This is a genomic window from Nocardioides sp. LS1 (assembly GCF_003865225.1).
Taxonomy (GTDB): domain Bacteria; phylum Actinomycetota; class Actinomycetes; order Propionibacteriales; family Nocardioidaceae; genus Nocardioides; species Nocardioides ginsengisegetis.
Window position 1 is genome coordinate 689915 of record NZ_BIFF01000001.1, and the last position, 13219, is coordinate 703133.

Annotated in this window: 12 protein-coding genes; 4 read left to right on the forward strand and 8 right to left on the reverse strand. The window is 73.2% G+C overall.

Annotated features, from left to right (window positions below; translation table 11 throughout):
• The first annotated feature begins 40 nt into the window (after nt 1-40).
• On the forward strand, nt 41-469 hold the full coding sequence (locus EJF31_RS03285) for an RDD family protein (protein ID WP_125035645.1): 429 nt from the start codon (nt 41-43) through the stop codon (nt 467-469).
• Between the two features lie 6 nt (nt 470-475).
• Here EJF31_RS03285 and EJF31_RS03290 read toward each other — a convergent pair whose 3' ends face one another.
• Together EJF31_RS03290 and lipA are read right to left on the reverse strand one after the other, a co-directional pair.
• Nucleotides 476-1186 carry a DUF4191 domain-containing protein gene (locus EJF31_RS03290; RefSeq protein ID WP_125035646.1) on the reverse strand — a complete coding sequence of 237 codons (711 nt, stop codon included), beginning with the start codon at nt 1184-1186 and terminating at the stop codon, nt 476-478.
• A gap of 65 nt (nt 1187-1251) precedes the next feature.
• Nucleotides 1252-2184: a lipoyl synthase gene (lipA, locus tag EJF31_RS03295; RefSeq protein ID WP_125035647.1), complete on the reverse strand. Its 933-nt coding sequence runs from the start codon at nt 2182-2184 to the stop codon at nt 1252-1254.
• 73 nt (nt 2185-2257) lie between these two features.
• Here lipA and EJF31_RS03300 point away from each other — a divergent pair, with 73 nt between their 5' ends.
• A complete protein-coding gene (locus EJF31_RS03300) occupies nt 2258-2701 on the forward strand; it encodes a hypothetical protein (RefSeq protein WP_125035648.1) in 444 nt (147 codons plus the stop codon).
• A 7-nt stretch (nt 2702-2708) separates the two neighbouring features.
• Here the strand turns inward: EJF31_RS03300 and lipB are convergent, their stop codons facing one another.
• The gene (gene lipB, locus EJF31_RS03305; protein WP_125035649.1) at nt 2709-3443 is read right to left on the reverse strand and encodes a lipoyl(octanoyl) transferase LipB; all 735 of its coding nucleotides are present in this window, start codon (nt 3441-3443) and stop codon (nt 2709-2711) included.
• 25 nt (nt 3444-3468) lie between these two features.
• Complete coding sequence (locus tag EJF31_RS03310; RefSeq protein WP_125035650.1) at nt 3469-4365, reverse strand: alpha/beta hydrolase family protein; 897 nt, start codon at nt 4363-4365, stop codon at nt 3469-3471.
• Between the two features lie 66 nt (nt 4366-4431).
• Between EJF31_RS03310 and EJF31_RS03315 the strand changes: the two genes are divergently transcribed.
• Nucleotides 4432-4866: a hypothetical protein gene (locus EJF31_RS03315; RefSeq protein ID WP_125035651.1), complete on the forward strand. Its 435-nt coding sequence runs from the start codon at nt 4432-4434 to the stop codon at nt 4864-4866.
• Between the two features lie 3 nt (nt 4867-4869).
• Here the strand turns inward: EJF31_RS03315 and EJF31_RS03320 are convergent, their stop codons facing one another.
• From EJF31_RS03320 to lpdA, 4 genes are all read right to left on the reverse strand, one after another.
• Nucleotides 4870-8382: an ABC transporter ATP-binding protein gene (locus tag EJF31_RS03320; protein ID WP_125035652.1), complete on the reverse strand. Its 3513-nt coding sequence runs from the start codon at nt 8380-8382 to the stop codon at nt 4870-4872.
• Nucleotides 8383-8446: 64 nt separating this feature from the next.
• On the reverse strand, nt 8447-9337 hold the full coding sequence (locus EJF31_RS03325) for a TIGR01777 family oxidoreductase (protein WP_125035653.1): 891 nt from the start codon (nt 9335-9337) through the stop codon (nt 8447-8449).
• A gap of 108 nt (nt 9338-9445) precedes the next feature.
• Complete coding sequence (gene sucB / locus EJF31_RS03330; RefSeq protein WP_125035654.1) at nt 9446-11257, reverse strand: 2-oxoglutarate dehydrogenase, E2 component, dihydrolipoamide succinyltransferase; 1812 nt, start codon at nt 11255-11257, stop codon at nt 9446-9448.
• Nucleotides 11258-11312: 55 nt separating this feature from the next.
• The gene (gene lpdA, locus EJF31_RS03335) at nt 11313-12704 is read right to left on the reverse strand and encodes a dihydrolipoyl dehydrogenase (RefSeq protein WP_260430590.1); all 1392 of its coding nucleotides are present in this window, start codon (nt 12702-12704) and stop codon (nt 11313-11315) included.
• Between the two features lie 110 nt (nt 12705-12814).
• Here lpdA and EJF31_RS03340 point away from each other — a divergent pair, with 110 nt between their 5' ends.
• The gene (locus EJF31_RS03340) at nt 12815-13174 is read left to right on the forward strand and encodes a hypothetical protein (RefSeq protein WP_246377105.1); all 360 of its coding nucleotides are present in this window, start codon (nt 12815-12817) and stop codon (nt 13172-13174) included.
• Nucleotides 13175-13219: the final 45 nt, after the last annotated feature.

A 13219-nucleotide genomic window follows, 5' to 3' on the forward strand; every position in this document is an offset into this window, starting at 1 on the left:
GGACCCCGGACCGCCCGGACCGCCCCTCTAGCCTGACCCCGTGAACTCCCTCGAGACCGCGTCCTGGGCACGCCGGATCCTGGCCCTGGTCGTCGACTGGTTCGCCTCGAGCCTCGTGGTCGTGCTGATCCTGGGACCGGGCCGCTTCTTCGCCGACCAGTCCAAGCACCCCGACCCCCTGCCCGGCATGCTCACGCTGCTGGTCTTCGTGCTCGAGACGGCGCTGCTCGTGACCCTGGCCGGCGGCTCGTTCGGCCAGCTGGCCACCCGGCTGCGCGTCGTACGGTTCGACGGCTCGGGCCGCCCGGTGCCGTTCCTGCCGTCGTTGGCGCGCAGCATCCTGGTCATCGCGGTGATCCCGCCGCTGGTCTTCCGGCCCGACGGCCGCGGCCTCCACGACCTGATGGCACGCACCGCCACCGTCACCCTGCAAACAGCGCGGGGCGGACAGGGCACGCATCGGGGCTGATGCGGGTCAGCGACCCCGCATGTTGCCGCGCATGCCCTTCATGCTGGTCGGCACCGGGCCCTTGGGCATCGGGATGGCCGACCGGTTGGCGTCGAGCGCCTTGAGGCGGTTGAGGATGTCGGTCATCTCGGCGGGCTTGACCGAGCGGCCGAGCTTCTGGACGTGACGGGCCAGCTTGGGCAGCGGCACCTCGCCCTCGCCGTTGCCGCACACGATCTCGTGGACGGGGGCGTCGGAGACGACGCGCTCGTGCTTGCGGCGCTCGCCGGCGAGCAGCTGGCGGACCCGGTTGGGGTTGCCCTCGCCGATCAGGACGATGCCCGGAGGGCCGACCACGCGGTGCACGATGTCCTGCTGCTTGGTGAAGGCCACGGCCGGGTCGGTGCGCCAGCCGCGCTTGAGCATCCGCAGGGCGGCCGCGGCAGCGCCGGGCTGTCCCTCCATCTGGCCGTAGGCGGCCTTCTGGGCGCGCCGGCCGAAGACGATGAGGGCCGCGAGCGAGCCGAAGAGGATCGCGCCGACGATCGCGATGACCAGGCCGATGACCCCGCCACCGGGCAGGAACCAGAACACGGCGAAGCCGACGACGGCGGCGACGAGGAAGGCGACGACCAGCAGCAGACCGAGCCGGGGGTCGGTCTTCTTCGCCATCCGGTAGGTCTCGACGAACTGCCGACGGCGGCTCATCTTCTCGGGATCGGTGGGGGCCTTGGCCATGGTGTGTGCGGTCTCCTGCGGTGGTGCGGGCTGGTGGTGCCGGATAGGGGAAGGCTACTGCCGGATCAGGCGCTCGCGCCCTCGCGAGCGGCCATCGCCTGCTGGTAGAGGCGCCCGGCGCGGTAGGACGAGCGCACGAGCGGGCCCGACATGACGCCGGAGAACCCGATCTGGTCGGCCTCGTCCTTGAGCTCGACGAACTCCTCCGGCTTGACCCAGCGCTCGACGGGGTGGTGCCGGGCGGAGGGGCGGAGGTACTGCGTGATGGTGATCAGCTCGCAGCCGGCCTCGTGGAGGTCGCGCAGCGCCTGGCTGACCTCCTCGCGGGTCTCGCCCATGCCGAGGATGAGGTTGGACTTGGTCACGAGGCCGAAGTCGCGGGCCTGGGTGATCACGTCGAGCGAGCGCTCGTAGCGGAACGCGGGACGGATCCGCTTGAAGATGCGCGGCACCGTCTCGACGTTGTGGGCGAGCACCTCGGGGCGCGACTCGAAGACCTCGCGAAGGAGGTCGGGCTTGCCGTTGAAGTCGGGGATGAGGTTCTCGACGCCGGTGCCGGGGTTGAGCTCGTGGATCTGCTTGACGGTCTCGGCGTACAGCCAGGCACCGCCGTCCTCGAGGTCGTCGCGGGCGACGCCCGTGATGGTCGCGTAGCGCAGCTCCATCTTCTGCACCGACTCGGCCACGCGGCGGGGCTCGTCGCGGTCGAGGGGCTGGGGCTTGCCGGTGTCGATCTGGCAGAAGTCGCAGCGCCGCGTGCACTGGTCGCCGCCGATGAGGAAGGTCGCCTCGCGGTCCTCCCAGCACTCGAAGATGTTGGGGCAGCCGGCTTCCTGGCACACGGTGTGGAGGCCCTCGGACTTCACCAGGCTCTGGAGGTGCTTGTACTCGGGGCCCATCTTGGCCCGGGTCTTGATCCACTCCGGCTTCCGCTCGATCGGGGTCTCGGCATTGCGGACCTCGAGGCGGAGGAGCTTGCGGCCTTCGGGTTGCGTCACGTCGCGCAACTCTACGCCGGGGGCGTGGGCCACCCAATTCGGTCAACCGGGCGCGGGATACGGTCGGGGCACCATGACCAGAGCAGCCACCACCGCACGCGCACGCCGTGCGCTCGCCGCCTCCTCGATCGTCCTGCTGGGCTCCCTGCTGAGCGCCTGCGGCGACGACTCCTCGACGCCCTCGTCGGCCGACTCCTCCACGGGTGCCCCCACCTCGCAGGCCGTGCCGAGCCAGGGCAGCGCGGACAACCCGTTCGACTCCACGCTCGTCGGCCCGACCACCGGCCAGCCCGGGCAGGTGCTCACCGAGACGCTGACCAACACCGGCCGGCTGCCGGACGCCTACCAGGTCGTCATCGACCCGGCGGAGGCCGCGCGGGTCAAGGTCTCGAGCTTCACCCTCGGGCCGGGCGAGAGCGCGAAGGTCAAGATCCTCGTGCTGTCCACGCCCTTCGACGTGCACCTCAAGACGGCCGGCGGCGGCGCCCCCGACACCACCGCGATGACCATCTCCTAGGAGACGACTAGGAGCGCGTCGGCGTCAGCAGCTCGATGCGCGGCGCGCGGCCGGGCTCGGGCCTCGGCTCGTAGTCCGGCGTGGCGTCGTACGGCGCCCACGCGAGGTAGTCGCGCAGGTGGCGCTGCACGGTCGGCAGCACCTCGTCGACGGTCACGTCGCGGCCGAGCTCCTGGCTGAGCGAGGTGACGCCGGCGTCGGCGATCCCGCAGGGGACGAAGCGGTCGTACCAGCCGAGGTCGACGTCGCAGTTGAGCGCGAAGCCGTGCATGGTCACGCCGCGGCTGACGCGGATGCCGAGCGCGGCGATCTTGCGCTCGGGGCCCTTGTCGTCGGCCTGCAGCCAGACACCGGACCGTCCGGGCACCCGGGCGGTGGTGACGCCGAGGTCGGCGCAGACGTGGATCAGGGCCTCCTCGACGCGGCGGACGTAGTCGACGACCTTGACGTGGTCGGGGAGCGTGACGATGGGGTAGCCCACCAGCTGGCCCGGGCCGTGGAAGGTGATCTTGCCGCCGCGGTCGACGTCGATGACCTGGGCGCCACCGGGGTCGGCGGGCCGCTCGTGGGGGTCGGTGCGCTTGCCGGCGGTGAAGACCGGCGGGTGCTCCAGCAGCAGGACCGTGGCGGGGAGGTCACCCGCGACGACCGCCGCGTGCACGTCGCGCTGGAGGTCCCAGGCGGCGAGGTAGTCCACCGCGTCGGGGCCGAGGCCGACGGTCCGGAAGGTCAGGTCGCTCACGGATTCGACCCTACTCCGGCGCCGCTCAGGCCCCGAGGCTCGCCCCGAGGAAGGCCAGCTGCTCGGGCAGCATCCGCCGCCAGTAGCCGGTGTCGTGCCCGCCCGGCTCGTTGATGGCGACCACGGTGCCGTCGGGGAAGCCCGCGACGTAGTCCACGACGGCGGGGAAGAACGGGTCGCCGGTGCCGACGTCGATGCGCACGGCGATGCCGTCCAGGTCGGACTGGTGTCCGAAGACGGTGTTCTGCTCGTACTCCTCGGGACTGGAGAAGCCGGAGTCGGACGCGTCATTCGCGTCCGTCCACAGGGCCGGGCTCGAGGCGACCACGGCCGGGACGACCTCGTTGCCGAGCAGACCGGCGAGGCGGAGGGCGCCGTACCCGCCCATGGACCAGCCGATCAGGCCGTAGCGGTGGGTCGCGACGCCGTGGCCGGCGAGCCGCGGGAGCAGCTCGTCGGTGACCATCGCCGAGGCGTCCTCGCCGGAGGGGCGCGGGTGCCAGTACGACGTGCCGCCGTCGACCGTCGCGATCGCGAACGGCTCGCCCCCGTCGGCGACGTGCTGGGCGAGGTAGCGGCCCAGCCCGAACGACGGGCCGGTCAGGGTTGCGTGGTCCTCGCCGAGGCCGTGCAGGGCGACGACCAGCGGGAGGATGCCGGTGCTGACGGGCGGCATCACCAGCGACCAGCCCGTCTCGGCGCCGAGGCGGTGCCGCGAGGTGAACGTCCCGCTGACGACCGGACCTGGCTCGATGTCGGGGACGGTGCCGGCGTCGCCGTTGAGCCCCAGGTGCTCCTGCAGCCAGGGGCGGCCGGGCAGCACGCGCCGCTCGATCCCGACGCCCGCGCCGGCCACCGCGGCGACCCCGACCACGGCGGTGCCGCCCAGGATGAGCGAACGGCGGCTGATCGACCGAGACATGCCACCAGTCTCCCAGCCCTGTGGACAACCGGCGGGTGGCCGCGCCGGAGTGGGTAGGAGGTGGGCGTGATCCTCCCGTCGCTCGCCCTGCTCACCGCCCTGGCGCCCCCGGTGGCTCCCGCCTCGCCCGACCCGCTCGAGGTCCTCCACGCGTGGGACGCCGCACGTGCCGCGGCCTGGGCACACGCCGACGTACCCGCGCTGCGGAGCCTGTACGCCGCCGGGTCGGCGTCGGGCGCCGCCGACGTCGCGATGCTGCGGGAGTGGCGCGCCCGCGGCGTGCGCGTCGAGGGGATGTCGATGCAGGTGCTCGCGGCGCGCGAGCTGTCCGCGACGTCCCGCCGGCTGGTGCTGCGGGTGACCGACCGGCTCGTGGGCGCGCAGGCGGTCGTGGGCGGACGGCGCGTGCCGCTCCCGCGCGACGAGGTGTCGCGCCGCGTGGTGGTGCTCGTGCGGGTCGCGGGGGAGTGGCGGGTCGGCGAGGTGCGGGACGCAGGCTGACGGTCAGCCCGCGAGCCGCCCCCACCGCGCCGACAGCTCGGCCCAGGGACCGACGGCCGCGACCCGACCCTCCACCAGCACGACGACCCGGTCGGCCTGGGCGAGCGCGGCCCGCTTGGACGTGGCACCGACGACCGTGGCACCGCGCTCGCGGAGCCCCCGCCACAGCTCGATCTCGGTGGCGGCGTCCAGCGCAGACGAGACGTCATCGGCGACGAGCAGCTCGGCGTCGCAGGCGAGGGCACGGGCCAGCGCCAGGCGCTGCACCTGGCCGCCGGAGAGCCGCACGCCGCGGTGGCCGACGACCGCGTGGGGGCCGCCGGCCTCCTCGACGTCGCGGCCGAGGCGGGCCGCCTCGAGGGACGGGTCGACCAGGCGGGTGGCGTGGTCGAGGCTGACGTTCTCGCCGAACGTGCCGGACAGCACCCGGGGCACCTGCGCGACGTGGGCGACGCGGCCCGGGCGCAGGAAGGTCTGGGGGTCCTCGACCGGGCGGTCGTTCCAGCGGATCTCGCCGGTGCTGGAGACCAGCCCGCTCAGCGCCGACAGCAGGCTGGACTTGCCCGAGCCGACCTGGCCGAGCAGCAGCACCAGCTCGCCGCGGTGGAGGGTCAGGTCGACGTCGCTGACGCCGACCGTGCCGTCGTCGTGGACGGCGGTCAGGCCGACCAGCTCGAGCGTGCGCAGCTCCTCGCGGGGCACCGGGGTGGGCGCGGGGGCGGCGCCGGTGACGAGGTCGACGCCCGGGGGCAGCTCCATCAGGTCTCCGCCACCGGCCAGCCGGCTGGTGGCGCGCATCCACGCGCGGGTGCCGGGCGCCTCGGTGATGACCGAGCCGGCCACGCGGCCGAACCAGTCGAACCCGTTGACCGCGCCGGCCACGAGCAGGGCCGTGGCCAGCCCCCACCCGCCGCCGACCAGGACCGCCCAGGCGGTCACGACGCCGCACTGGACCATGACGATCGGGACGCCGTCGAGCAGCGCCTGGACGCGGTGCTCGCGGACCGCCGCGTCGACGCGGCCGCCGTCGACCTCACGGAGGTGGGCGTGGACGCTGGGGGTCGCCGCGGCCAGCTTGACCGTGCGGACGGAGTCGAGCGTGGAGACCAGGGAGCGGCCGAAGCGGGCGCGGGCGGCCGACGAGGCCGCGGCAGAGCGACCCGCGATCCGGCGGCCGAACGACGACGCCAGCGAGCTGGCCAGCATCACCATCAGCAGGACGCCGCCGGCCAGGAAGCTCTGGGCAGCCACGGCGGTGACGCCCGCGATGATCAGGCCGTTGACGAAGTCGACCCAGCGGTCGGCGTAGCGGGCCAGCCGGTCGGCGTCCATGGTGCGGGCCACGACCTCGCCCGGCGGGGTGCGGTCGAGCCGGCGCTGCATCGTCTGCCCGACGAGGACGGCCGTGCGGGCCCGCAGCATCACCGAGATCCACCAACGCGGGTAGCGCCGGAAGGCCTCGGCCATCAGCAGCGGCCCGACGAGCAGGGAGACCACGAGCGCGGTGACCAGGACCCACGGGTCCTCGCCGCGCTGGAGGCCGGCCACGAGGTGGCCCCAGAGGAATCCGGTGACCGCACCGAAGGCACCGGTCAGCGCCGAGACCAGGAACAGCCCGACCGAGAGCAGGCCCCAGCGCGGCTCGATCAGGAGCGCCGACGTCGTGGCCCGGGCCAGGCCGGGGATCGGTCGCAGCGTGGGCGCGGCCGGCGGCTCGCCGGTGCGGCGGGCGGTGCCGACCGCGGTGCCGGGGTGGGCGGCCCCGTGGTCGTGCTCGTGCTGCTCGGCGTCGCGCGAGGCCGCCAGCAGGTCGCGGAAGGGACCGTCGGCCTGCGCCAGCCGCGCCCGCGGGCCCTGCTGCACGATCCGGCCGCCCTCGAGCACGGCCACCTGCTCGGCGCGCTCGGTGGTCGAGAGCCGGTGGGCCACGAGCAGGCCGGTGCGGCCGGCGAGCAGCCGGTCGGCGGCGCGCACGACGTGGGCCTCGGTGACGGGGTCCATGCGGGCGGTCGCCTCGTCGAGGACCACGACGCGCACGTGCCGGACCAGCAGCCGGGCGAAGGCGACCAGCTGCTCCTCGCCCGACGACAGGCTGGTGCCGCCCGGCCCGAGGAGCGTCTCGAGGCCGTCGGGCAGGCCGTCGACCCAGTCCTCGAGACCGAGCTCGACGATCGCGGCCTCGACCTCGGCCCGCGGCACGGGCTGGAAGAGGGTGATGTTCTCGGCGAGGGTGCCGGCCAGGATCTCGGTGCGCTGGGTGACCACGCCGACCGCGGAGCGGAGCTGCTGCAGGTCGACGCCGAGCAGGTCGACCCCGCCGAGCAGGACCGACCCGGGCTCGGGCTCGACGGCGCGGGACAGCAGCGAGGCGAGGGTGGACTTGCCGGAGCCGGTGCGGCCGACCAGCGCGCAGGTGGTGCCGGCGGGGACTCGGAGGTCGACGTGCTGGAGGGCGAAGCGGCCCTCCGCGTAGGCGAAGTGGAGGTCGCGGAACTGCACGTCGAGGGAGCCGGCGGGCAGCGCGTCGCCGCCGACCGGCTCGGGCTCGGAGCCGAGCAGGCCCCGCAGGCGGAGCACCGCGCCGAAGCCCGCCTGGAGGTCGGGCAGGTGCCGGGCGAGCTGGTCGACCTGGCCGACGAACATCGTGGTGACGAGGTAGAGCGTCACGAGGGCGGCCGTGTCGAGCCGGCCGTCGACGACCAGCGCCACGCCGACGACGGCGGTGGCCGCGAGGACCCCGTGGAGCAGGGTGCCGGTGCGTCGTCCGATCCGGCTCTCGTAGCCGAGGACGACGGCGAAGCGGTGGTGGACGGTCGCGGCGAGCTCGGTGCAGCGACGCAGCAGGTAGGCCTGGCCGAGGCTGGCGCGCAGGTCGTCGCGGCCCGCCACGCCCTCCTCCATCGCGGCCGCGTGGTCGGTCCAGGCGGCCTCTTCCTCGACCTTGCGGGCCGCCAGCGGCGCGAGCAGCGGCCGCACGACGGCGACGGCGGCGAGGCCCGACACGGGGAAGAGGAAGAACGCCGGCCACCAGGTCGTGCCGGCCACGATCCAGAGGGGGACGGCGGCGAGCGAGGTGCGGATTGCCTGCCACGCGCTCTGCCGCAGCAGCACGCCGACCTCGTGGGTGTCGTCGTCGACCCGGTCGAGGACCTCGCCGACGGCCTGCTCGGTGAGGGCCGCCAGCGGCTGGTGGAGCGCCGCGTCGAGCAGGTCGGCGCGCAGCCGTCCCTCGGCGCGGTCGACGACCCCGGCCCAGAGCGTGCGGGCGGCGGTGTCGAGCACGGCCGCGCCGACGACACACCCGGCCAGCGCCCAGAGCAGGTCGGTCGTGGCGTGCTCCGCGAGCCGGCCGGCGACCAGCGAGCCGAGGGAGGTGCCGACGGCCGCGAGGGCGCAGGCCGCGAGCGCCCAGGCCGCGATCGGGCTGCGCAGCCGGCGCCAGTCGACGGTGCGCTCGGGACCCGGCGGCGGGGTCGTCGCAACCGGGTGAGGGGTGGGGATCTCGGTGAGCGTCATCGAGGACGACGCTACGTCCCGGGACCGACGTACGTCGTCCCGTTTTTGCGCTCTTGGCAGGGGGTCAGCCCAGCCCGGTGGCGAGCACCTCGGTGACGTCGCGGTCGCGGAAGGAGTAGCCCGCGGACTGCAGGGCGGCGGGGCGGACGTTGAGCGAGCCGAGCAGCTCCGGGGCCATCTCCCCGGCGCCGACCCGGAGCACGGCGGCGGGGGCGAACGCGAACGCCGGCCGGTGCAGCAGCCGGGCCAGCGTCTTGGTGAACTCCGCGTTGGTGGGGGTGCGCGGGCAGCACAGGTTGAAGGGTCCGTGCGCGTCGTCGTGCTCGGCGAGGTGGACCACGCCGCCCACCCAGTCGCGGAGCGAGACCATCGCCATGTGCTGGCGGCCATCGCCGAGCCGCGCCCCGAGACCGAGCCGGAAGACGGTCGCGAGCTGCTTGAGCGGGGCGCTGCGGTGGTCCATGACTGGCGCGGTGCGCAGCACGCAGACACGGGCCCCCGCGACGGACGCCGGCTCGGTGGCCGCCTGCCAGTCGCGGGTCACCTGGGTGAGCAGGGCCTGTCCCCGGCTGTCGGACTCCTCGGTCAGGACCTCGTCGCCGTGGTCGCCGTACCAGCTGATGCCGTTGCCCGCGAGGTACGCCGGGTGGGTGCCGCTGGCCGCGATCGACTCGGCGAGGACGCGGGTCGTGGTCACCCGGCTCTCGCGCAGCTCGCGGGCCCAGGTCCTGGAGTGCGGGTTGCCGGCCGTCGGGGTGCCGGCGAGGTTGACCACGACGTCGGCGGACGCGACGACGTCGTGGTCGAGGGTGCCGGAGTAGGGGTCCCAGGAGGACTCGCCGCGGCCGGGTGAGGTGCCCCGGACGAGTCGGGTGACCTGGTGTCCCCGGGTGGTGAGCTCGCGGGTCAGGTGGGTGCCCAGGAAGCCCGAGGCTCCCGCGACGACGACGTGCATGACGCCACCCAACCATGTCCGGGCCCGAGTTTCGTCGGCCGGCCGACGAAACTCACGCCTGGACGACGAAGGTTCGTCGTCCAGGCGTGAGAAACGGGATCGCGTCGGTCAGACCTCGAACTGGCCAGCCTCGAGGCGCTGCTTGACGTCCTTGAGGAAGCGGCCGGCGTCGGCGCCGTCGACCAGCTGGTGGTCGTAGGACAGCGACAGGTAGACCATCTGGCGCACGGCGATCGTCTCGCCGAGGTTGGGGTCGTCGATGACGACCGGGCGCTTGATGACGGCGCCCGGACCGAGGATCGCGACCTGCGGCTTGTTGATGATCGGGGTGTCGAAGAGCGCCCCGAAGCTGCCGAGGTTGGTGATCGTGAAGGTGCCGCCGGACAGCTCGTCGGGGCCGATCTTGTTGGAGCGGGTGCGCTCGGCGACGTCGGCGATCTTCTTGGCCAGGCCGGCGATCGAGAGGTCGCCCGCATCCTTGACGACCGGGGTGAGCAGACCCTTCTCGGTGTCCACCGCGAACGCGACGTTCTCGCGGTCGTAGTAGGTCACCTCGCCGGCCTCGGTGTCGATCGCGGCGTTGAGCTTCGGGTGCACCTTGAGCGCGTCGATCGCCGCCTTGGCGAAGAACGGCAGGTAGGTCAGCTTCACGCCCTCACGGGCGAGGAAGTCGGCCTTCACGCTCTCGCGCAGCCGCGCGATGTTGGTGACGTCGACCTCCATCACCTGGGTCAGCTGGGCCGAGGTCTGCAGCGAGTCGACCATCCGGGTCGCGATGATCTTGCGCAGGCGCGACATCTTCTCGGTCGTGCCCCGCAGCGGCGACGGGGTCGTCGACGCGGGCGCGGACGAGGCGGCCGCGGCAGGCGCCGCGGAGGCGGCAGCCGGGGCGGCGGGCTGCTGCTTGGCGGCGGCGGCGTCGAGGACGTCCTGCTTGCGGATCCGGCCACCCACGCCGGTGCCGGTCACCGTCGACAGGTCGACGCCGTGCTGGCCGGCCATCTTGCGGACCAGGGGCGTGACGTAGCCCGAGGCGTCGCCGCCACGGGTCGACTCGGCGGCGGGCTCGGGCGCCGGCTCGGGTGCCTTCTCCTCGGCCTTGGGCTCGGCCTTGGGCTCGGCCTTGGGCTCTTCCTTGGCGGGCTCGGGGGCCTTCTCGGGAGCCTTCTCCTCGGCCTTCGGCTCGGCCTGGGGCTCTTCCTTGGCAGGCTCGGGCTCCGGCTCGGGAGCCTTCTCCTCAGCCTTCTCCTCGGCCGGGGCGGCGCTGCCGTCACCGATCACGGCGAGCTCGGCACCGACCTCGACGGTCTCGTCCTCCTCGACCTTGATCTCGAGCAGGGTGCCGGCGACCGGCGAGGGGATCTCGGTGTCGACCTTGTCGGTGGAGACCTCGAGCAGCGGCTCGTCGACGGCGACCTCGTCGCCGACCGCCTTCAGCCAGCGGGTGACGGTGCCCTCGGTGACGGACTCGCCGAGCGCGGGCAGCGTGACGGAGGTGCCGCCGCCACCCCCACCGGACGGCTTGCTCTCGGCGGCCGGCTTCTCCTCGGCGGCGGGCTCGGGGGCCTGCTCCTCCTCGGGCTCCTCGGCCTGCTCCTCGGCGGCGGGCTCAGGGGTCTCCTCCTCGGTGGACGCCTCCTCCGCCGGCGCCTCCGCGGACTCCGACGACCCGCCGGACTCACCCTCGTCACCGATGACTGCGAGCACTGCGCCCACCTCGACGGTGTCGTCCTCGTTGGCCTTGATCTCGAGCAGCGTGCCCGCGACCGGCGAGGGGATCTCGGTGTCGACCTTGTCGGTCGAGACCTCGAGCAGCGGCTCGTCGACGGCCACGGTGTCGCCGATCGACTTCAGCCAGCGGGTGACGGTGCCTTCGGTGACGGACTCGCCCAGTGCTGGGAGGTTGACTTCGGTGGCCATGGAGTTCCTTCGCTCGCGTCTGTGTCTGGTGGAGAAAGCTGGGTGGAAGTCTGGATCAGGAATGGGCGTGCAGCGCCTTGCCGGCCAGGGCCAGGTGGGCCTCGCCGAGCGCTTCGTTCTGGGTGGGGTGGGCGTGGATCAGGGGCGCCACGTCCTCGGCGTGACCCTCCCAGTTGTAGATCAGCTGCGCCTCACCGATGAGCTCGCCGACGCGGTCGCCGACCAGGTGGACGCCGATGACCGGGCCGTCCTTCTGGCGGATCAGCTTCACGAAGCCCGAGGTCTTGAGGATCTGGCTCTTGCCGTTGCCGCCGAGGTCGTAGGTGATCGACTCGATGCCGTCGGTGCCGTACTTCTCGGTGGCCTTCGCCTCGTCGAGCCCGACCGAGGCGATCTCGGGGTGGCTGTAGGTGACGCGCGGGATGCCGGCCTCGTCGATCGGCTGCGGGGCCAGGCCCGCGATCTCCTCGGCGACGAAGATGCCCTGCTGGAAGCCGCGGTGCGCGAGCTGCAGGCCGGGGACGATGTCGCCGACGGCGTACACGCCCTCGACGTTGGTGCGGCAGCGCTCGTCGGCGAGCACGAAGCCGCGCTCCATCGCGATGCCCTGCTCCTCGTAGCCCAGACCGGCGGTCGACGGACCGCGGCCGACCGCGACGAGCAGCAGGTCGGCCTCGATGACGCTCTGCTCACCGTTGGCCCCCTCGACCGTGACGGCGACGCTGTCGTTCGTGGACTTCACGCTGTGGAAGCGTGTGCCGACCTTGAAGTTGATCTTGCGCTTGCGGAACGCCCGCTCGAGCGCCTTGGAGGACGCCTCGTCCTCGACGGCGACGAGCCGGGGGAGCGCCTCGATGATGGTGACCTCGGCGCCGAAGCTCTTCCAGACGCTGGCGAACTCGCAGCCGATGACTCCGCCGCCGAGCACGATCACGGACTTCGGGACCGACTCGAGGCGCAGGGCGTGCTCGGAGGTGATGACCCGCTCGCCGTCGACGTCCAGGCCCGGCAGCGACTTGGAGTAGGAGCCGGAGGCCAGCACGACGTGGGCGCCGGTGTAGGCGGTGTCGCCGACCGTGACCTGCTTGGGTCCGGTCAGGCGGCCCTCGCCCTCGATGACGGTGATGCCGCGGCCCTTGATGAGTCCGGTGAGGCCCTTGAAGAGACGGGAGACGACACCGTCCTTGTAGGAGTTGACCCCGGCCATGTCGATGCCCTCGAACGTCGCGTTGACGCCGAACTGCTCCGACTCACGCGCGGAATCGGCGACCTCGGCCGCGTGCAGGAGGGCCTTGGTGGGGATGCAGCCCACGTGGAGGCAGGTGCCGCCGAGGTTGCCCTTCTCGACCAGGCCGACCTTCAGCCCGAGCTGGGCGGCCCGCAGGGCACAGGCGTAACCGCCACTGCCCGCACCGAGGATGAGTACGTCGAAGTCGGCGTCGGCCACGCTGGTCCTTCCGTGAGGTCGCCCGGAGGGGCTGGATGTCGGCCCCATCTTTGCACTTCTCCCGAGCCTGTCCACACCGGCCCGATGCGACTGGTCAGTAGCCTGTACGCATGGCTTGGTTGGACCGATTCCGTCGTGGCACGCGCATGCGTCGCCCGGCCCGTGATGCCGCCCGCACCGGATCGACGCGCGTGCGTGCCTCGACCAACGCCGACGAGCAGCACCTCCACCAGTGGGTCACCGAACGCCGTGGCGTCGAGGGGTTCGTCGAGCCCCGCACCGCCGTCAGCGACGTGACGCTGCTGCTCGTCGCCCACGACGGGGAGTGGACCCGCCGTCGCGTGCCGTCGGTGCAGTGGGCACACAAGTTCTGCAACGGGCACCAGGTGCCGTCGTACGACGCCGCCGTCGTCGGCGTGCCGCAGCGGATGCGCGACTACAACCGGCGGCGCAAGCAGCAGGGGCTGTAGAGCGGCTGTCCCAGCCGACGCAGCTTCATCATGTGAAGTGGTCGA